The organism is Williamsia sp. 1135 (genome assembly GCF_002095395.1).
In the GTDB taxonomy this organism is placed as follows: Bacteria; Actinomycetota; Actinomycetes; order Mycobacteriales; family Mycobacteriaceae; genus Williamsia.
Window position 1 is genome coordinate 26,931 of the sequence record NZ_MJEI01000080.1, and the last position, 19,799, is coordinate 46,729.

General features: G+C 67.0%; 19 protein-coding genes and 1 pseudogene. 15 read left to right on the forward strand and 5 right to left on the reverse strand.

The features are described 5' to 3' along the window. Positions 1-4: 4 nt before the first annotated feature. Entirely contained in the window at positions 5-736 is a 732-nt protein-coding gene (locus tag BFL43_RS08560; protein ID WP_240498146.1) for a hypothetical protein, read from the reverse strand. 350 nt (positions 737-1,086) lie between these two features. Here BFL43_RS08560 and BFL43_RS08565 point away from each other — a divergent pair, with 350 nt between their 5' ends. Genes BFL43_RS08565 through BFL43_RS08580 form a run of 4 tightly spaced genes read left to right on the forward strand, consistent with a single transcriptional unit; the run spans position 1,087 to position 5,186 of the window. After that, positions 1,087-2,118 carry a thiamine ABC transporter substrate-binding protein gene (locus BFL43_RS08565; RefSeq protein ID WP_084892143.1) on the forward strand — a complete coding sequence of 344 codons (1,032 nt, stop codon included), beginning with the start codon at positions 1,087-1,089 and terminating at the stop codon, positions 2,116-2,118. Next, a complete protein-coding gene (locus tag BFL43_RS08570; protein ID WP_346425956.1) occupies positions 2,082-3,764 on the forward strand; it encodes an iron ABC transporter permease in 1,683 nt (560 codons plus the stop codon). The genes BFL43_RS08565 and BFL43_RS08570 overlap by 37 nt, the downstream gene beginning before the upstream one ends. Further along, positions 3,764-4,801 carry an ABC transporter ATP-binding protein gene (locus tag BFL43_RS08575; RefSeq protein WP_084892144.1) on the forward strand — a complete coding sequence of 346 codons (1,038 nt, stop codon included), beginning with the start codon at positions 3,764-3,766 and terminating at the stop codon, positions 4,799-4,801. The genes BFL43_RS08570 and BFL43_RS08575 overlap by 1 nt, the downstream gene beginning before the upstream one ends. Next, positions 4,794-5,186 carry an NUDIX domain-containing protein gene (locus BFL43_RS08580; RefSeq protein WP_084892145.1) on the forward strand — a complete coding sequence of 131 codons (393 nt, stop codon included), beginning with the start codon at positions 4,794-4,796 and terminating at the stop codon, positions 5,184-5,186. Before BFL43_RS08575 ends, BFL43_RS08580 begins: the two co-directional genes overlap by 8 nt. A gap of 78 nt (positions 5,187-5,264) precedes the next feature. On the opposite strand, the gene BFL43_RS08585 is transcribed toward BFL43_RS08580, so the two are convergent. Further along, positions 5,265-5,447 (reverse strand): hypothetical protein, encoded by a 183-nt coding sequence (locus tag BFL43_RS08585; RefSeq protein ID WP_084892178.1) that lies wholly within the window; start codon positions 5,445-5,447, stop codon positions 5,265-5,267. Between the two features lie 208 nt (positions 5,448-5,655). Between BFL43_RS08585 and typA the strand changes: the two genes are divergently transcribed. The 6 genes and pseudogenes from typA to BFL43_RS08615 all read left to right on the forward strand — a co-directional run bounded on the left by typA (position 5,656) and on the right by BFL43_RS08615 (position 13,034). Further along, positions 5,656-7,566 (forward strand): translational GTPase TypA, encoded by a 1,911-nt coding sequence (typA, locus tag BFL43_RS08590; RefSeq protein WP_084892146.1) that lies wholly within the window; start codon positions 5,656-5,658, stop codon positions 7,564-7,566. A gap of 69 nt (positions 7,567-7,635) precedes the next feature. Then, complete coding sequence (locus tag BFL43_RS08595; RefSeq protein ID WP_240498147.1) at positions 7,636-9,597, forward strand: ABC transporter family substrate-binding protein; 1,962 nt, start codon at positions 7,636-7,638, stop codon at positions 9,595-9,597. 15 nt (positions 9,598-9,612) lie between these two features. Beyond that, a complete protein-coding gene (gene mshB / locus BFL43_RS08600; RefSeq protein ID WP_084892147.1) occupies positions 9,613-10,485 on the forward strand; it encodes an N-acetyl-1-D-myo-inositol-2-amino-2-deoxy-alpha-D-glucopyranoside deacetylase in 873 nt (290 codons plus the stop codon). 14 nt (positions 10,486-10,499) lie between these two features. Beyond that, positions 10,500-10,883 (forward strand): facilitated glucose transporter, encoded by a 384-nt coding sequence (locus tag BFL43_RS08605; protein ID WP_168176576.1) that lies wholly within the window; start codon positions 10,500-10,502, stop codon positions 10,881-10,883. A 64-nt stretch (positions 10,884-10,947) separates the two neighbouring features. Beyond that, positions 10,948-12,201, forward strand: a pseudogene (gene cofG, locus BFL43_RS08610) (7,8-didemethyl-8-hydroxy-5-deazariboflavin synthase CofG); the annotation flags it as partial. A 20-nt stretch (positions 12,202-12,221) separates the two neighbouring features. Next, positions 12,222-13,034 (forward strand): hypothetical protein, encoded by an 813-nt coding sequence (locus BFL43_RS08615; RefSeq protein ID WP_084892149.1) that lies wholly within the window; start codon positions 12,222-12,224, stop codon positions 13,032-13,034. 54 nt (positions 13,035-13,088) lie between these two features. Here BFL43_RS08615 and BFL43_RS08620 read toward each other — a convergent pair whose 3' ends face one another. After that, entirely contained in the window at positions 13,089-13,469 is a 381-nt protein-coding gene (locus tag BFL43_RS08620) for a rhodanese-like domain-containing protein (protein WP_084892181.1), read from the reverse strand. 46 nt (positions 13,470-13,515) lie between these two features. Next, the gene (locus tag BFL43_RS08625; RefSeq protein WP_084892182.1) at positions 13,516-14,091 is read right to left on the reverse strand and encodes a cysteine dioxygenase family protein; all 576 of its coding nucleotides are present in this window, start codon (positions 14,089-14,091) and stop codon (positions 13,516-13,518) included. 371 nt (positions 14,092-14,462) lie between these two features. Between BFL43_RS08625 and fdxA the strand changes: the two genes are divergently transcribed. From fdxA to BFL43_RS08645, 4 genes are all read left to right on the forward strand, one after another. After that, positions 14,463-14,789, forward strand: a complete 327-nt coding sequence (gene fdxA / locus BFL43_RS08630) for a ferredoxin (protein ID WP_084892184.1) — start codon at positions 14,463-14,465, stop codon at positions 14,787-14,789. Between the two features lie 8 nt (positions 14,790-14,797). Continuing rightward, on the forward strand, positions 14,798-15,913 hold the full coding sequence (gene dapC, locus BFL43_RS08635) for a succinyldiaminopimelate transaminase (protein ID WP_143695192.1): 1,116 nt from the start codon (positions 14,798-14,800) through the stop codon (positions 15,911-15,913). Positions 15,914-16,078: 165 nt separating this feature from the next. After that, the gene (locus BFL43_RS08640) at positions 16,079-16,981 is read left to right on the forward strand and encodes a DUF692 family multinuclear iron-containing protein (protein WP_084892150.1); all 903 of its coding nucleotides are present in this window, start codon (positions 16,079-16,081) and stop codon (positions 16,979-16,981) included. Further along, a complete protein-coding gene (locus tag BFL43_RS08645; RefSeq protein WP_084892151.1) occupies positions 16,959-17,432 on the forward strand; it encodes a hypothetical protein in 474 nt (157 codons plus the stop codon). Before BFL43_RS08640 ends, BFL43_RS08645 begins: the two co-directional genes overlap by 23 nt. 643 nt (positions 17,433-18,075) lie before the next feature. On the opposite strand, the gene dapD is transcribed toward BFL43_RS08645, so the two are convergent. Further along, positions 18,076-19,026 (reverse strand): 2,3,4,5-tetrahydropyridine-2,6-dicarboxylate N-succinyltransferase, encoded by a 951-nt coding sequence (dapD, locus tag BFL43_RS08655; RefSeq protein WP_084892153.1) that lies wholly within the window; start codon positions 19,024-19,026, stop codon positions 18,076-18,078. A 47-nt stretch (positions 19,027-19,073) separates the two neighbouring features. On the opposite strand from dapD, the gene BFL43_RS08660 reads away from it, so the two are divergent. Further along, entirely contained in the window at positions 19,074-19,757 is a 684-nt protein-coding gene (locus tag BFL43_RS08660; protein WP_168176577.1) for a helix-turn-helix domain-containing protein, read from the forward strand. Positions 19,758-19,799: the final 42 nt, after the last annotated feature.

Genomic DNA, 19,799 nt, shown 5'->3' on the forward strand with positions numbered 1-19,799 from the left:
GTGATCAGACGACTGCGAGCCCCACAGTCGGGATGATGGTGCAGCTGACCGTCTTGCCCTCGGTCTTGGTGGTCACGTTGCCGTAGATGGCCGAGATGACCCGCCCCTGGCCGGTTTTCGCGATGGTGGTGAACGTGCCGGGGCCCTCGGCGACGTTGATCTTCTCGTTGCGTTGGAGGCTTTGCTGGCCGCTCTTGCCGGTGTCGACGTTGATCCACGCGACGGTGAGCGGCGCGGCGTTGTTGTTCAGTGCGGGGCCGGTGCCGAGGCTGGTGTAGACGAATCCGGCCTCACCCTTACCGGGGCCCGGGGCGGGGGCCTTTTGCGGGCCTGCGGTAGCCAGCGCGGTGCCCACCGAATTGCCGCCGGGGATGCATCCCTGGCCGAGCGTGGGGTAGAGGAATTGCTGGATGATCGGAGCGCCGTCGCCGGTGGGGATGGCGGGGCCGCCACCGCCCGTGCCCTCGAGGAAGCTGATGACCTTGTTCCAGATCTCGGCGAGATCCGGCGGCAGGCCGGAGTCGGCGGCGAGCGTCTTGGCATTGGCCACCAGGTCGGCATTGACCTTGCCGTCGGGACCCGGGGTTGCGGCAGAGCCGATGATGGCCGGCACGAAGGCGCCCAGCGACTGCAGGGTCGCGTCATCGATCTTCGGAGCGGGGGGCGCGGTCGGTTCGGCAGAGGCGGTCGCCGGCAGTGCCAGCGCTGCGCAGGCTGCTATCGCCACAGCCGTCACCGTCCGGCGGGCGGTACGCCCAGCACTGAAACGTCCGCGGTCGCGACCTGTCAGCTCACTCAGTAGCACTGTTCTTGGTGTCCCATCTTGCGTTGGTAGCCCGCTGTCGCAGGTGCCTGTGTTCTGTATCGCCGTGCTGACGGTAACCGTTCCGTGACTCTGCCGCCAACAGTGCGGCCGACAAGTCGTCCGGGTTCGGAAGACGATTCGTGCCGCCCCGGGACCATAGCCTGTTACGGATGGGGCTTTTGGTGCTGGTGATGCAATTGTGATGTCACATTTCGACTGCGGGACACCTCGCCCGTGCTGGTTAGATCAACGAGAGAAGAACACCGCTATTTGGAGGCACCATGCGTCGAAGAGTCCATATCGCGGCAGTCCTGATCGCTGCGGCGGTCGGTGCCACTGCCCTGAGCGCCTGCGGCGACTCGGGGTCAGACGACGAGGTGGTGCTGCTCACACATGATTCCTTCGCCCTGCCCGACGAGTTGCTGACCTCTTTCGAGGGCCAGACCGGACTGACGTTGAAGGTCGTGAAGGAGTCCGATGCCGGTCAGTTGTCGTCGTCGATCGCGCTGACGGCCGGCTCGCCCCGCGGCGACGTCGTCTACGGCATCGACAACACCTTTGCCTCGCGGGTGCTCGATGCGGACGCCCTGGAGCCTTACACGAGCCCCGACAACGGTCTCGGACCGAACGAGCACGCCCTGCCCGAACCGAACCGACTCACCGCAATCGACCGCGGGGATGTCTGCGTGAACGTGGACAGCGACTGGTTCGCCCAGCGAGGACAGCAACCCCCACAGAACTTCGCCGACCTCGCCGACCCCCGCTACAAGGGTCTGACCGTGGTTCTCGACCCCGCGACGTCGTCACCGGGGATGGCATTCCTACTTGCGACCATCGCCGCGTATCCGAGTTCGACCGCAGGCGGCTGGGAAGGTTACTGGCAGCAGCTGCGCGACAACGACGTCGCGGTCGCTCCCGGGTGGTCGGAGGCGTACAACCAGGAGTTCACGGCGGGGGAGGGCAAGGGATCCAAGCCCGTCGTCGTGTCGTACGCCTCGTCGCCCGCCTACCTGCCGACGACGAAAGCCTTGCTGAACACCTGCTTCGAGCAGACGGAATACGCAGGAGTGTTGCGCGGCGCCGAGAACGTCGAGGGTGGCCAAAAGGTGGTGGACTTCCTGCTGAGCGAACCGGTGCAGGCGGCACTGCCCGAGTCGATGTACGTCTATCCGGTGCGGACCGGTACACCGTTGCCCGCTGAATGGTCGCAATACGCACCCGAACCCGAGTTCGTGGCCTCCATGCCGGCCGACGTCATCGCGGGGAACCGGGAGGCGTGGCAGCAGGAGTGGCGCACCGTCATGGGTCGCTGACCGAGGTGACGGCAGGCCAGCTCGAGGGCCGACCCCTGCTTCGACGTCCCCGCGGTTCCCGGCTGGCGCTGCTGGGCGCCCTACCCCTGTTGTTCGTTGCGGTCATGTTCGGCTGGCCGTTGCTGGCGCTCGCGTTGCGGGCATTCGGCGACAGTGAGAGCACCGACCTTCCGCAACTGCTCTCCGACGCGAATGCGGCAGATCTCCTGTGGTTCACGATCGCGCAGGCCGCGGCGTCGACGGCCGCCACACTGGTCGTCGGTCTTCCGGTGGCCTTGGTCCTGGCCACCTACGAACTGCCCGGCGCGCTGGGGTTCCGGGTGATCGTCACCATTCCCTTCGTGCTGCCGACGGTCGTCGTCGGCGTGGCCTTCTCCGTCCTGCTGGGGGACAGCGGGCCGCTGGGATGGCTGGGGATCGGCGCTTCCCTCTGGGCGATCATCTTGGCGCACATGTTCTTCAACGTCGCGGTGGTGGTCCGGACTGTCGGATCGGTCTGGGCTCAGATCGACCCGCGCGCCGAGCAGGCAGCCCGGACCCTGGGTGCGAACCGGTGGCGCGTGCTCCGGACCGTGACGCTGCCCGCGCTCGCTCCCGCGATCGCGTCGGCCGCGTCGGTGGTGTTCCTGTTCTGTGCCACCAGTTTCGGTGTGGTGCTCATCCTAGGCGCCGGGCGGTACAACACCCTGGAGACCGAGATCTACCGTCAGGCCATCGGCTTCTTCAAATTGCCTGCCGCCGTGGCGTTGTCGATGGTGCAGATCATTGTTGTCGCGGTGGTGGTGGCGATCAGCGCGTTGCTGGGGCGCCGCGCACGGGCGGTCGGGGCGCCACGGCGGCGTCGCAGGCCGCACGGGCGCCAATGGGTGCCGATCGTCGCGATAATCGCGGTGGCTCTGCTGATCCTGATCGCGCCGCTGGCCGTCCTGCTCTGGCGTTCGGTACGGCCCACGGTCGGCGGCAGCTGGAATCTCGATGGTTACCGGGCACTGTTCGACTCGGTGAACGGTCAGACGCCCTGGCAGAGCATGCAATATTCGTTGATCAGCGCAACGTGGGCCATGGTCATCGCGATGGTGCTCGGACTTCTCGGCGCCCTCGCGCTCGCTCGTGCGCGCGGGGTGCTGGCGGGCGCGGCGACCGTGGTCGCCATGCTCCCGCTGGGCGTCAGCGCCGTCACGGTCGGGCTCGGGTACTTGGTGATCCTGACGGGGATGCCCCGCGAGATCAGCACCTCCCCGGCCATCGTCCCGGCCGTACAGGCACTGATTGCCTGCCCATTGGTGATCCGCATCCTCGTCCCCGCGATGGGTCTGGTCGATGACCGGCTGCGACAGGCGACGGCGACCCTCGGCGCCAGACCACTGCGGGTGTGGTGGACTGTCGACCTGCCGGTCATCAAACGGGCGCTCTGTGCCGCAGCCGGTTTCGCGTTCGTCATCGCCATCGGCGAGTTCGGGGCCACCAGTTTCGTCGCCCGGCCCGACACCACCACGGTGCCGGTGTTGATCGGCTCATCCCTGGCCAAACCCGGTTCGGGGAACTTTGCGACGGCGATGGCGTGCTCGGTGATGATGCTGGTCGTCACCGCCGCGGTGGTCGCACTGATCGAAGTCGTCCGCAAAGATGAAGGAGGGGAGTTCTGATGCTCGAGTTGGCCGCTGTGACAGTCGGTTACCGCTCAGAGATGGTGCTCGCCGAACTCGATCTCGCGATCGGCACCTCTGGCGCGGCGATCACCGCATTGCTCGGCCCGTCGGGATGCGGAAAGTCGACGCTGATCCGCGCGATCGCCGGGCTCGAACCGCTGTCCGGTGGGGCCATCACGTTCGACGGCATGGACCTGGCGCCGGTCCCCGTGCATCGCCGCGACTTCGGAGTCGTCTTCCAGGACGGCCAACTCCTGCCGGGCAGGACCGTCGCCGACAACGTCGCCTACGGGCTGCGGGTGCGACGCCGGCCGAAACGCGAGGTCGCCGAGCGGGTCGCCGAACTGCTGGACCTCGTCGACCTCGCCGGGTTCGGGTCCCGAAAGGTCGCAGAATTGTCGGGCGGCCAACAGCAGCGGGTTGCCCTTGCCCGTGCCCTTGCGCCGCGACCACGTTTGTTGCTCCTGGACGAACCGCTCTCGGCACTCGACCGGCAACTGCGCGAACGACTGGCGCTGCAGATCACGGAGGTCATCGCGGCCACCGCCACGCCGACGATCGTGGTGACGCACGACCACACCGAGGCGGCGATGATGGCCGACCGGATCGCGGTCATGGAAGCGGGTCGAATCATCCAGGACGATGTTCCCGAAAAGCTTTGGCGAACACCGCGAACCGACAGCGTCGCGCGGTTCATCGGCTGCACCACCCTGTGTGACGGGGTGATCCGCGGGGGAGTGCTCGTCAGTCCGCTCGGGTCGGTGCCGATCGATCTGCCCGACGGGTCGGTTCGACTGGGCCTGCGGCCCGAGGCGGTGATCGCCGGTCCGGTCGGCAGCGGCCGCCCGGTCGGGCGCGCGGTGCACGTCGCGTCGCTGCCCGACGGTGTCCGGGTGCGCCTGTCGACGGCAGGTATCGAACTCGACGCAGTGAGCGACCTCCGGGTGGAGGTCGGCGACGATGTGGGTATCACCCTCGATCCCAACAGGCTTGCGATCATCGCCGAACCCCGGCAGACGGACCACCATGCGTGAGGTGGTTGCCGGCGCAGTGGTCGTCGACGGTCGGCTGTTGCTCGCGCAGCGTAGCTATCCAGCTGAGGTCGCGGGTTTGTGGGAGCTTCCCGGCGGCAAAGTCGAAGCGGGGGAGTCGCGAGGTCGCGCGCTCGAACGTGAGCTCGCCGAGGAACTCGGAATCGACGTGCGCGCGGGAGATCAGATCGGGGTCGGGGTACCGCTCAAGGCCGATCTCGTGCTTGTCGCGCTGTTGGCGACCGTGGTCGGTGGGAACCCCGAGCCCACCGAACACACCGCGCTGCGGTGGGTGGATTCGGCTGCCCTGCGGCAGATGGCGGCCGACGGTCAACTGGTCCCCGCCGACGCGGTCTGGCTCGACGATCTGGCCGGCTTGCTCACCTAGCCACAGATGCACACGTTCGGGTCATATGCACACGTTCAAACGTGTGCATATGACTTGAGCGTGTGCATTTGCGAGAGCTCAGGCGGCGCGGGCGCGGACCTTCTTCAGCGCCTTGCCAAGCTCCTTCTCGGACAGACCCTGACCGGAGAGCTTCTGCATCTTGTGGATCACGACAGGGCAGCGCACGCAGCGCGTGGAGCTGCGGCAGCATTTCTTCTTGGGCTTGAGTCCACACACCTTGGACGCCTTTTTATTGCCCACGTACCTGCCTTTTCGTCTCGTTTGTCCGTTGCAAGTGAGGTTAGCATCACCTTGATTCGCGTCCGGCTGGAGCTGTGACGGCGCTCTCATCGGCCGATCTGGATCAGCTCCGCTTCGCTGCCCGACCAGTGCACGCGATACCCTGTTAGAGGTCTGAGCAACTTGCTCGACAGTTTTGACATGCCCACTTCACGTCCGGAGAACTTCAGTGACTGCTGCCCCCAATTTCCGCAACGTCGCGATCGTTGCGCACGTCGACCACGGGAAAACCACCCTGGTTGATGCGATGCTGCGGCAATCGGGCGTTTTCGAGGAACGCGCCGAACTCGTCGACCGCGTCATGGACTCCGGTGACCTGGAGCGGGAAAAAGGCATCACGATCCTCGCCAAGAACACCGCTGTGCACCGTCGTCAGCCGGACGGCACCGAGGTCATCATCAACGTCATCGACACCCCCGGCCACGCCGACTTCGGTGGTGAGGTCGAGCGCGGCCTGTCGATGGTCGACGGCGTCGTCCTGCTCGTCGACGCGTCCGAGGGCCCGCTGCCGCAGACCCGCTTCGTGCTCCGCAAGGCCCTCGCCGCCTCGCTGCCTGTGATCTTGCTGGTCAACAAGACCGACCGCCCGGACGCTCGCATCGCCGAGGTCGTCGAGGAGAGTCACGACCTGTTGCTCGACCTCGCTTCGGACGTCGACGACGAAGCCGCCGAGGCCGCCGAACTGGCCCTCGACCTGCCCGTCCTCTACGCCTCCGGTCGCGCCGGAATCGCCAGCACCAAGGCGCCCGAGAACGGCAACGTTCCCGAAGGTGAGAACCTCGACGCCCTGTTCGACGTCCTGTTGTCCTATGTCCCTGCCCCCAAGGGCGATCTCGATGCGCCCCTGCAGGCCCACGTCACCAACCTCGACGCGTCGGCGTTCCTCGGCCGCCTCGCACTGGTCCGTCTGTACGCCGGCTCGCTGAAGAAGGGCCAGACCGTGGCCTGGCTGCGTGAGGTCGACGGCGAGCCCGTCACCGAGCGCGCCAAGATCACCGAGCTCCTGATCACCGTCGGCGTCGAGCGGACGCCCGGCGAGATTGCCGTCGCCGGCGACATCGTGGCCGTGGCCGGTATGCCGGACATCATGATCGGCGACACCCTCGCCGACGTCGATCATCCGATCGCACTGCCGCGGATCACGGTCGACGAGCCGGCCATCTCGGTGACCATCGGCACCAACACCTCGCCGCTCGTCGGTCGGGTCAAGGGCCACAAGCTCACCTCGCGCATGGTCAAGGACCGCCTCGACAGCGAACTGATCGGTAACGTCTCGCTGCGCGTCCTCGACATCGGCCGACCCGATGCCTGGGAAGTCCAGGGTCGTGGCGAGCTCGCGCTGGCCATCCTCGTCGAGCAGATGCGCCGCGAAGGCTTCGAGCTGACCGTCGGCAAGCCCCAGGTGGTCACCAAGCAGGTCGACGGCAAGCTCCACGAGCCGTTCGAGCACCTGACCATCGACGTCCCCGAGGAGTACCTCGGTGCGGTCACGCAGCTGCTGGCCGCCCGCAAGGGCCGCATGGGCGACATGACGAACCACGGGAGTGGCTGGGTCCGCATGGAGTTCATCGTCCCCTCGCGCGGCCTGATCGGATTCCGTACCGATTTCCTGACCGAGACCCGCGGCACCGGTATCGCCAACGCGGTGTTCGACGGCTATGCGCCGTGGGCCGGCGAGATACGCGCCCGCCACACCGGTTCGCTGGTCTCCGACCGCGCGGGAACGGTCACCCCGTTCGCCATGATCCAGCTGGCCGACCGCGGAACCTTCTTCGTCGAGCCCGGCGCGGACACCTACGAGGGCATGGTCGTGGGCATCAACCCGCGCATGGAGGACCTCGACATCAACGTCACCAAGGAGAAGAAGCTGACCAACATGCGTCAGTCCTCCGCCGACGTGATGGAGACCCTCGCCAAGCCCATCAAGCTCGAGCTCGAAGCGGCGATGGAGTTCTGTACCGACGACGAGTGCGTCGAGGTCACCCCTCAGGTGGTCCGGGTGCGCAAGGTCAACCTCGACTCCAACACCCGCGCCCGCGAGCGTTCGAAGACCAAGGCTCGCAACCAGAGCGTCAGCTGATCTGCGGTGGACCCGGGGCGGCGACGCCCCGGGGACACCTTCGGGTAGAAAGGTCGCCAGCCCTGACGGGTGAACCGGGCCGCGGCGGCGACGGGTACGACAGGGGAAAACGAGCAATTGGGCAAACGATGGATTTTCGCGCTGACGTTGTCATGCCTGCTCGTCGTCACCGGCTGCGTCGCGGATCCGCCGCCCCCCGTGCAGCAGACCAATTCGGTCCCGCCTGAGCCTGCCGAACCGTCCGGGCAGGTCCTTTACGTGGCGACCGATTCGATCGGTATCGGGTTCAACCCCCATCTCGCTGCGGACCAGTCCGCGGTGACCACTGCAGTCGCCGCGATGACGTTGCCCAGTTCGTTCCGGCCCGCGAACGAGGGCGGTCGCGTGGTGTGGACGATGGACAATGCGCTGCTGACCAGCGCAGATGTCTCCGGCACGGCACCGTTCACCGTCACCTATCGCATCCATGAAGATGCGCAGTGGTCGGACGGGCTGCCGATCACCGCGGAAGACTTCATCTACCTCTGGCAGCAGATGGGCCGCCAGCCGAACGTGACGGCTCCGGCCGGCTACCGCCTGATCACCGACGTCCGCAGTGGTGCCGGAGGCAAAGAGGTCACGGCGACGTTCGCTGCGCCCTACCCGGCGTGGCGCGAACTGTTCAATGATCTGCTGCCCTCCCACGTCCTCAAAGGCGCACCCGGCGGTTTCCAATCAGGCATGGACAGCGGCTTCCCGGCATCGGGCGGACCGTTCACCATCAGCGGCATCGATCACAGCCGGGACGAAGTTCGGCTCATCCGCAACGACAGGTTCTGGCTCACCCCGGCGCTGCTCGACCGGATGACCTTACGGCGCGCCGGCACCACCAGCCAGCTCGCCGACTCGATGCGTTCGGGTGACACCAGGGTGGCCGCGGTCAGTGGCGGACCCGCCCTTGCCGCCAACCTCGGAAGCATCGGCGGCGTGCAGACAGGGAATGTTCCGCAGTCGCGCACGCTCGGAGTCACGGTCAACACGCGGACGGAGTCGATGTCGAACTTCGACCTCCGGCGCGCAGTCCTGGCGTCGATCGACACCCGGCTCGTCACCTTCGCAGGGGCCGACGACACCGAGGTGTTGCCCGCCGAGAACTCCGTGTACGCGCCGTCCGATCCGGGTTACTACCCGGTGCCCCGACTCACTGTGACGCCTGAACAGATCGAGCAATGGCTGACGTCGGCGGGATACCAGCGGGGTCCGGTGGAGCCCGCTCCCACCCCCGCGCAGAGCACCCCGGGTGCGACGACCACCACAACCACGACCGAGGCGCCTGCGTCAGGCGAAGAGGGCACGACCGGATCAGAGAACAGCAGTCTGCCTCCGCTTCCCGCGGGCGCGCAGGAGGTCGAGGAAAGCGACGGCGACGCACTGATCGTCCGGGTGGCATCGGTGACCGGCGATCCGCGGACCGGGGCAGCCGCGGCGAACATCGTCGATCAACTGAGCAGGTCCGGCATCCGGGCCGAGGCCGTGACGCTGTCGACCGCCGAGTTGTACAGCTCCGCGCTCACCGGCCGCCGGGTCGACCTCGTCGTCGGCTGGAGTCGGGCGGGAGAGTCCCCGGCCACGGCGCTCGCCTCGAACACCGAATGCCTGAGCACCGAAGTGCCCGGGGTATCCGGGACACCGAGCACCTCGCTCACCCGTACGACCGCACCCGAGCCGGAACCGAGCGCGACTCCGTCGCCATCCAGCTCAGAAGCTCCCGACGCCGAGCGCAGCGAGCCGCGGTACACGAGCAACGTCTCCGGGCTGTGTGACCCCGAACTGGAGGATCTCGCGACCCGCGCGATCTCCGAGGACGACCCCACGGACAATCTGCGGACAGCACAGCGACTGCTCGACGAACGGTCGGTTTACCTGCCCGTCTATCAGGACGTCTTGACGACCGCGGTCTCGCCTCTGGTCACCGGAGCCGCGGTGACCGGACCGGTGCAGACCGGTATCTTCGGTGGATCCGCGGCCTGGCAGCAGCAGACCGGTAACTGAAAGCGAATCGAGACGATGAACCGTTTGCTGCTCGTCCATGCCCACCCCGACGACGAGACCATCACCACCGGCGGCACCATCGCGAAGTACCTGGCCGACGGCGCCGAGGTCACTGTGGTCACCTGCACCCTCGGTGAAGAGGGTGAGGTCATCGGTGCTCGATGGGGCGGCCTCGTGGCCGACGGAGGCGCCGATCAGCTCGGTGGGTACCGGATCGGCGAACTCAGCGAGGCGCTGGTGGCGCTCAGCCCCGATCCGGCGAAACCGCTCGAACCGCATTTTCTCGGCGGTGCCGGCCGGTGGCGTGATTCGGGCATGGCCGGCGCACCGTCGAACGATCATCCGCGCGCCTTCATCGGCGCAGGGTCGCGAGCGCCCGCGCAAGCTCTCGCGGAGCTGATCGTCGAACTGCGCCCACAGGTGTTGGTCGGCTATGACCCGGTCGGCAGCTACGGACACCCGGACCACATCCAGGTGCACGCGATCTGTGCCGAGGCGATCGACATCGCGGCTGCCGCCGACAACGCCTGGGCGGTCTCCAAGCACTACTGGACGGTCACCGAGGAGTCGGCACTGTCCGACGGTCTGGCTTCTGCACAGACCCGCGTCCCTGCCGGCTGGCGGATGCCGGCGATCGGCGAACTGCCCAGTCATCGTGACGGCGAGATCACCACCGCCATCGACGTCCGGGAGGTCTACGACCGCAAGGTCCGGGCCCTGGCCGCGCACGCCACGCAGGTCACGGTGGCACCGTCCGGCACCGAATACGCTCTGTCGAACAACATCATTCAGCCCATATTCGCCGAGGAACACTACATGCTGGTGGCCGGCGACCCCGGTCCGCTCGGCCCGGTAGGGCGGGAAACCGACCTTTTCGGAGGGCTGTGATGCATGGCGAGGTGATGCGGAAGTTCCTTCTCGGGTTCCTGTGGATCGACGGCTTTCTCGTCGGCATCCTCGGCGTCGCGTTCCTGCAACTGTCCATCGGTTCGGTGGCGTTCCCGATCAGCGCGCTGGCGGCGGGGCTCGCGAACTACGTGTTGCTGTGGTTCAGCGCGACCCTGACCGCGGGGCCTGCGAAGTTCGGAGCGCTGGTCGCGTTCGCGGTTGCCTTCTTCGTCTCGGCTGCGGGCGGTCCCGGCGGCGATGCGGTGATCCCGCAGGACTGGCGCTCGTTCCTGCTGCTGGCCCTGGGTGTCGCGGCACCGATGTTCGCGGGTTATGCGGGCCTGCTGCCTGCGTCGGAGACGCCGCCGGTGCACCCGAGCAAGGGTGGCAGGGAATGAACCGGCGACCAGGGAGCATTATCTGATGGTGACCTCCGAGACGACACTGCTGCCCGATCCGGCTATGCCCGGGGCCGTGAACCCGTCCGATGAGCCACCTGAACCCGCCGAGGTGGCGCGCGCGCTCGACCGGGTGCGCGCCGGCGAGTCGATCGACCTCGACGAGGCCACCGTCCTGCTCGGTGTGCGGGGCGACGATCTCGCCGCGCTGTGCACCTATGCGGGCCGGGTCCGTGATGCCGGACTCGAGGCCGAGGGGCGCGGAGGGCAGATCAGTTACTCGCGCAAGGTGTTCATCCCGCTGACCACACTGTGCCGCGACCGCTGCCACTACTGCACCTTCGTCACCGTCCCCGGCAAGCTCGCCCGGGCGGGCAAAGGGATGTACCTGGAGATGGACGAAGTGCTCGACATCGCGCGCCGCGGCGCCGAGATGGGCTGTAAAGAGGCGCTTTTCACGCTGGGTGATCGTCCGGAGGATCGTTGGCCGGAAGCGAGGGCGTGGCTCGACGACCATGGATACGCATCGACTCTCGACTACGTCCGCGCCGCCTCGATCCGCGTGCTCGAAGAGACAGGGCTGTTGCCACACCTGAACCCCGGGGTGATGAGCAGCGATGAGATGGCTTGGCTCAAACCCGTTGCCCCGTCGATGGGAATGATGCTCGAGACCACCGCCCGCAGGTTGTTCACCGACAAGGGCAACGCCCATTACGGGAGTCCGGACAAGGACCCCGAGGTCCGCAAGCAGGTGCTCATCGACGCAGGCAAGAACTCGGTGCCGTTCACGACCGGGATCCTGGTGGGGATCGGGGAGAACCGGGCCGAGCGTGCTGACTCGCTGTTCGAGATGGCCAAGGTGCACAACGAGTTCGGGCATCTGCAGGAGGTCATCGTGCAGAACTTCCGGGCGAAGCCCGACACCGCGATGCGTGGGGTCGCCGACGCGGAGTTCGACGAGTTCCTTGCCGCCGTCGCGGTGGCGCGACTCGTACTCGGACCGCACATCCGGATCCAGGCCCCGCCGAACCTGGTGTCGCCGGAAGAATGCGCGTCGCTGGTCAAAGCCGGAGTGGATGACTGGGGCGGTGTTTCGCCCCTGACACCGGACCACGTCAACCCCGAGAGGCCGTGGCCCAATCTCGACGCGCTGGCGCAGATCACGGCCGGTACCGGCTACGTGCTCACCGAACGTGTTGCGGCGCAACCGAGATACGTGTTGACCGGTGAGCCCTGGATCGATCACCGGATCAGTGCGCACGTGCAGGCGCTGGCCGACCCGGACACCGGGCTGGCAGTCGACGTCAACCCGACCGGCGCGGCATGGCACGAGAGCCCGTGGCACGAGAACGCAGCACCGGCGACGTCACCCACCTCGACCCCACAGGCGCGCTGATGCTGCTTCCACCTGTTCAGGCGCTGACCGACCGCGACGTCGCCAAACTGCTGTACACCCTCACGGGTGTGATCGACCCGGCGCTCTCTGCGGTCGAGCACCTCGACCCGCTGGGCATCAAACGGCGCACCTTCGGCACCGTGGAGCAACAGGCGAATCAGGCGATGTCGTCCGAGGCGCTCGTCACCAAAGTCCTGGGTGCCATTGATGATTCGCTGATCTGGGCCTCCGACAGCGCCGGTCTGCCCGGCACCGCGAAGTGGGCGGGGTGGACCGCAGAGGAGCGTCGGGACTGGTGGATCAAGCGGGTCGGGCCGATCAGCACCCTGGCCGTGGCGTACCCGGGTGTTTTCGGGGTCATCGCCGATCGGCTTCCGCTGCAGACCGTCATCGGCTTCGCCCAGCAGGCCGTACTCCTGTGCGCGGTTGCCCGCGCCTACGGCGTCGACGATCGCCACCGCCATGTGGACTTGCTCGCGCGCGTGCTCCTCAACCGAAATCTCGACTCGAAAACCGTTCTGAGCACACCTGATACGCGCAAGGACGAGCACTCGTCCACGGACCTCGCCCGTGGGGCCTGGAACCGGATCGGCAAGTCGCGCGCGATCCTCTCCGAACTTGCCCGGCGCCCGTCCTCACGTCAGCCCTGGCGACTGCTCGGGGCGCTACCGCTGGTCGGGGCGGCCGCCGATTACATCGGGGAGACCGGCGCACTGCGCCGCGCCGCGGACAACGCGGTGAAGAACATCCGCTGAGCGGATCACCGCCGAGCGGTGATCCGCTGAGCGGATCACCGCTCGGCGGTCACGTCAGACCAGACCTGCCTGGACAAGTGCCTCGTAGCCGCCGATGACATCGGTGGCGCGGTGCAGTCCGAGATTCTGCAGCGCGGCAGCGGCCAGACTCGAGGTGTAACCCTGCGAGCACAGGATGATCCAGGCCACGTCGTGGTCCACGGCCTCGGGAATCCTGGCATCGGAGGTCGGATCGGCGCGCCACTCCAGGACGTTGCGCTCGATCACCAGGGCACCAGGGTGCTCACCCTCCTCGGCACGCTGGGCGGCGGGCCGAATGTCGACGAGGACATCGCCATTCGCCAGCGCGGACGGAAGATCTTGTGCCGCGAGCCGGTCGAGACCTGCGCGGGCTTCGAGGAGTACCTCGTCGATGCTCTTGGGTCGTGCGCTCACGCCGACCCTCCGTCGGTGAGCACCGTCTTGGTGCGTCGCCCCGAACTCATGCCGCGCCACCGTCGGTGAGCACCGTCTTGGTGCGTCGTAGCGACTGACTGTCGGTGACTTCGTAGTAGGACATCGCGGTGAGCGGCGGTGAGTAGGCGTGGACGCTCAGGGTCGGCTCGCTCGTCACTGCTCGAGTCGGGCTACGGACGACGTCATGGACCCAGCCCAGCGGGAACGACGCCTGATCACCTTCGTCGAGGGTGCGGGCACGTAGTTGGCTCCCGGTCCAGCGATATTCGGTCAGTGCACCTGACAGCACGGTGAGGGCGCCGAGGGAACCGGCATGGTCGTGCAGGTCCGTGGACTCGTCGGGGGTCCAGCTGATCAGCCACACGTCGACGTCGTCGTCGTAGTGGAGGCGGGTGGCCCAGCGCTTCTCCCGGTCCCAGTACTTGGGCAGCACATCGTCGTGCCGACCGTCCAGGACGTCGGATGCACCCTGATCGGTCAGCCGCAGCAGGTCTGCGGGACGCAGACGCGTCGGCAGGTGATGGGTGGGCGACGGGGTGCGGCTGGACAGATGCTGTGTCGGCGCACTGACGGACGCGGGCCGCGAGAGGGTCGAGGTCATGTGAGGATGCTCCTGATGAATCGAGTGGTGTTGGTTGCCAGGGGTCAGCAGCAACAACACATTCGGTTCCACAGGGGGGTCGGTCGCACGGTCACGGAACAGATACTGCCGCCGCCCCGGCGTTTCGCACAGGTTTAGGACCTGTCTGATTTGAAAGCAGTGGTCAGGCGTGCGCTGCCGACGTCGATTGCGTTGACCTGGGGAGGCGCCCGTGAGGCAGGGTGACCCGGGTTTTGACTTGGAATGCAGTACGCGGATACTGGAAGGCAACAAGCGGGCAGGCTGGGCGACCTTCAATCCACAAGGCATGCCCGCTTTCGAGCGCGTGCAGCCCACGTGTGAGTGAACTGTGATTGTGAGGAGGGTGGCCGGTGACCTATATCATCGCTGAACCTTGCGTTGATGTCCTGGACAAGGCGTGCGTCGAGGAGTGCCCTGTCGACTGCATTTATGAGGGTGGACGGATGCTGTACATCCACCCCGACGAATGCGTCGACTGCGGTGCATGCGAGCCGGTGTGTCCGGTCGAGGCCATTTTCTACGAAGATGATGTGCCCGACGAGTGGGCAGGTTATTACAACGCGAATGTCGATTTCTTCGACGACCTGGGATCCCCGGGTGGCGCCAGCAAGCTGGGCAAGGTCGATTACGACTCGCCGTTCGTCAAGGCCCTGCCCCCGATGAACACCGAGGACTGACGACGCCGATGTCTGTGCTGCGCGGCCGAGCGCCGGTGTCGAGGCGACTCCCGGACTTTCCCTGGGACACGTTGCTCGGTGCGAAGGAGCGCGCGGCCGCACACCCCGGCGGGATCGTGGACCTGTCGGTCGGTACCCCGGTGGACCCGGTTGATCCGCTGATCCGCGAAGCGCTGGCAGCGGCATCCGGCTTTCCCGGATATCCGACGACCATCGGCACCGTGGAGGTGCGCAGGGCCGCGATCGATGCGTTGAAGCGTAGGCATGGCATCGATGGGCTGGACCTGTCGATGATCCTCCCCGTGATCGGCACGAAAGAGGCGATCGCCGGGTTGCCGTCGACCCTGGGGCTCGGCGCCGGTGATCAGGTCGTCATACCGGAGGTCGCCTACCCGACGTATGAGGTCGGTGCTCTGCTGGCCGGCGCAGACGTACTCCGGGCGGATTCGCTCACCCAGATCGGACCCGCAACGCCGGCCATGATCTACCTCAACTCACCGTCGAATCCGACCGGCAAAGTGCTGCCTGTCGAGCATCTGCGCAAAGTCGTCTCCTGGGCGCGCGAACGCGGCACGTTGGTGGTGTCTGACGAGTGCTACCTGGGCTTGGCCTGGGATGACGAGCCGGTCTCCATCCTCGACCCACGGGTGACCGACGGAGACAACTCCGGTCTGCTCGCGGTGCATTCGTTGTCGAAGACGTCCAACCTCGCCAGTTATCGAGCCGGGTTCCTTGCCGGTGATCCCGCGCTCATCAGTGAACTGCTGGCCGTACGCAAGCACGCCGGGATGATCGTTCCGTTCCCGATCCAAGCCGCGATGTCGGCGGCGCTCGGCGACGACGGGCACGCAGCCGAGCAGCGGGAACGCTACCGGCTGCGCCGCGAAACCCTCAGGGCCGCGGTGACCGCCGCCGGGTTCCGGATCGATGAATCCGCGGCGGGGCTGTATCTGTGGGCCACCCGCGACGAGCCGTGTCGCGACACCGTCGCTTGGCTCGCTGAGCGCGGAATTCTCGCCGCTCCCGGCGACTTCTACGGACCTCGCGGAGTGCGGCACGTCCGGATGGCTTTGACCGCCACGGATGAGAGAATCGCTGAAGCAGCGAGCCGTCTGGCCTCCTGACCTGCGTCGTCGCAGCTGTGTCCAATCTGAGACCAGTCCGTTACCCCAGACGCCGAAGTTTCGGTGAAACTGTGGAATGAGAACTGACTGCGAATCTGTAACTCGGACAACGGATTCGAATGTGGCCAACGGCGTCCACTCGTGAGCGAGTGAAAGGACGCGCACATGAGGGCACAGGTCTCGGGTTCGTCCATCGCATGGCGCCCGGCCATCTCGGAGATGCTCGTCGGGCTCGCCGACGCCGGATCGCTGACCTTCACCGAGGTCGTCGCCGAGAACATGACTCCCGGACGGTTGCCCAGCGGAGTCGAGGAACTGCGGGCGCGGGGCGTGGTGCTGATCCCGCACGGGGTGGGACTGGGCCTCGCCGGAGCGGACCTACCGGACCCGGACCGGCTGGCACATCTCGCGAGGCTCGCGCGGGAACTGGAGTCGCCGCTGGTGAGCGAGCACATCGCCTTCGTCCGGGCCGCCGAGTCGCCGGACCCGATGCACGGGGACGTGCTCGAGGCCGGGCACCTGCTGCCGCCGCCGCGAACGCGCCAGGCATTGGATGTACTGTGTGACAACATCTCCCGCGCGCAGGACGTGCTGGGGGTGCCTTTGGCCCTCGAGAACGTCGCGGCTCTGATCGGCTGGCCAGAAGACGAGTTCGATGAACCCGACTACCTGACCGAGATCGTCCGCCGCACCGGTGTGCGACTCGTTCTCGATGTGGCCAACCTCTATGCCAGTGCAATCGCCCGAGGTGGCGACCCCGTGGCCGATCTACACCGATTCCCGTTGGCGCACGCGGCGTACGTCCATACGGCCGGTGGGCGCTTCCGTGAGGGGATGTACATCGACACCCACGGAGATCCGATGATCGACGCTGTCGGATCGATGCTCGCCGCGTTCGTCGCGCACTGCCGTGAGGGTGGTCTGCCGCTACCCGGGATCATGCTCGAGCGTGACAGCGACGTCACCTCAGCTGCGGTGGCGGCCGACCTGGAGGTCATCGATCAGATCATCAGTGTGGCAACGTCTCGCCGGCAGGAGGAATCGCGTGACCTCGAACCCAGCACTTGACGACGCGCGGGCACTGCTCGCAGCGCGGCAGCATGCGGTGGTCACGGACCTGTTGGCCGGCCGCGTGCCGGCCGGGTTCGATCCGGTGGGCTCCGCTTTGACCAGTGACATCCTCATCGGAAAACGCGCCTCAGCGGCCCTGCGGGCAGGACCGCAACTCGGCGCCCTGCCGCAGTGGCGGCGCCGGTTCGCCGAGTACGGAAGGGAGGTCGCGGTCAACGGATGCGCGCACGACGATGTCGCGGCGTTCACGCGGTGGCTCGGAACGCGCTCCGACCTCGATGGCGTGACCCGGGATTGGCTGCGCGTCGAGAGGGTGTACATCGGCGCCAGGCGGACTGCATGGGTGCGTTATCGCGGTAGGCGGGTGTTGATCATCGGGATCGGTTCGAACACTTGGCATCTAGCTGTTTCACGACCACGTGAAGACGAGAGGGAGGGATTGTCATGACCATTGCGGTGATTGTGATCGTCGTGAGCGCAGCGGTGCTCTACTCGACGAGGGCCTTTTTCGGCAGCTCCGAGACGGACAGGGCCCGCCGCCGGCGTCCGGGCGGCTGGATCGGAGACGGCGGCGGAGGCGGGGATGGGGGCGGCGGTGGCTCCTGCGGAAGTTCGTGCGGAAGCGGTTGCGGGGGAGGATCCTCCGGTGGTGGAGGCGGTGGCGGTTGTGGAAGCAGCGGCGGATAGGAGGGCGAGGCAATGACGGTTCTCGTGGTGGTGCTGGCATGTCTGGCGGGCGGGGCGGTGATCGCCCTGATCGCGGTCGTGGGGTCGCATTCGTCCAGAGCGGCCGATCGATACCGGGATGATTCAGGCGGCACGGGTGGGTACTGGAGTGGGTCGTCCGGTAACACCTGGGATTCGGGTCACCATCATGGCGACAACAACAGCTGCAGTTCGGGTAACTCCTGCAGCTCGGGTTCGTCGTGCAGCTCTTCGTCCTGTGGCTCCGGCTGTGGCGGAGGCGGTGGCGGGGACTGATCTCCCCGCAGCCATCACGGGCCCCACCGCCCACCCGAATTCGCGCCGCCCACCGGTAATCACCGGTGGGCGGCGCTATTTCAGGTGGAGCAGCGGTGAAACCGCCCGATTCAGTTGGCGTGCAGAGCTGCGTTCAGCTCGATGCCGTCGCCCTTCCAGGGCACGACCTCGACCGCGCCGGTGGTGCTGTTGCGTCGGAACAGGATGTTGCTCTTTCCGGAGAGGTCGCGGGCCTTGACGACGGTGCCGTCGGGACCGGTGACCTTGGTGCCGGCGGTGACGTAGAGCCCGGCCTCGATGACGCAGTCGTCGCCGAGCGCGATGCCGCAGCCGGAGTTGGCGCCGAGCAGGCATCGCTTGCCGAGGGAGATGATCTCTTTGCCGCCGCCGGACAACGTCCCCATCGTCGACGCGCCACCGCCGACGTCGGAACCGTCTCCGACGATGACGCCTGCCGAGATGCGTCCCTCGATCATCGAGTGGCCCAGCGTGCCCGCGTTGAAGTTCACGAAACCCTCATGCATGACGGTGGTGCCGTCGGCGAGGTGTGCGCCCAGGCGGACCCGGCCGGCGTCGGCGATCCGGACCCCGCTCGGCACAACATAATCCACCATCCGAGGGAACTTGTCGATGCCGTAGACGGTCACCGCACCGCGGCTCTTGAGCTTGGCGCGGGTCACCTCGAAGCCGTCGACCGCGCACGGGCCGAAGTTCGTCCAGACCACGTTGGACAGCTTGCCGAAGACGCCATCCATGTTCGCGCCGTGCGGGATGACGAGTCGGTGCGAGAGCAGGTGCAGGCGCAGGTAGGCGTCATGGGCGTCGGCGGGGGCGTCGGCCAGGACGATCGAGGTGCGCACGGCCACGGTCCGGACGCCGCGGTCCGAATCGGTGCCCACCAGCGACGACAGTTCTGCGGGGGTGCCGGCAGCGTCGAGTTCGGTGGTCCCGGATTCGCCTGCCTCGGTCAATTCGGGGGAGGGGTACCAGGTGTCGAGCACTGCGCCCGAGTCGGTGATGGTGGCGATGCCGATGGCGGAGGCTCCAGATGCGTTGGTCACGGGTCAGGAGTTTACGCGGGGCGACAGTACCGAGGACAATGGAGCGCGTGGGTTACTCCGAGCAGCGCTCGACGCTGGTCCCGGCGACCGTCTGGCGTCGCCAGGGCCCGGTCGCTCCTGTCGAGATCTTGCCGGACGGCTGTATGGATCTGATCTGGACGGGTACCGGGCTCTTGGTCGCCGGGCCCGACACGGTTCCGGTCAGCGCGACGGGTTCTGGCGACATGGTGGCGTTGCGATTCGATCCCGGCGTCGCACCGTCGGTGCTCGGTGTGCCGGCCGACGCGATGGTGAACGGCCGCGTCGACTTCGCTGACATCGCGGGGTCGTCGCAGGCCCGTCGCCTGTCCGAGGAGGCCGCCACCGGTGACCCGGGAAAGGTCCTGGAGCGTTTCGCGGCCGCGCAACTCGACCGGAGCCCACCTCCGCGATGGCTTCATCCGGCCACCTCGCTGCTGTCGGCGGGTCATCCGGTGGCGGGCGTCGCCGATCAGATCAGTGCCAGCCCGAGGCAGCTGCAGCGCTGGTCTCGGCATCACTACGGCTACGGCGCGAAGGTGCTGCAGCGAATTCTTCGGGTGAACGCGGCGATGGCCGGTCTGCGGACGGGCTGCTCGGCCGTCGACACGGCATACGACTGCGGATATGCCGATTACGCCCACATGTTCCGCGACTTCCGGTCCGTGACCGGCCGCTCACCCGCCGACTTCCTTGCCCCCACCCTCCGATGATGGGTTGTTCTGGCGGAGCTGACCTGCACTTTTCCTCGCCAG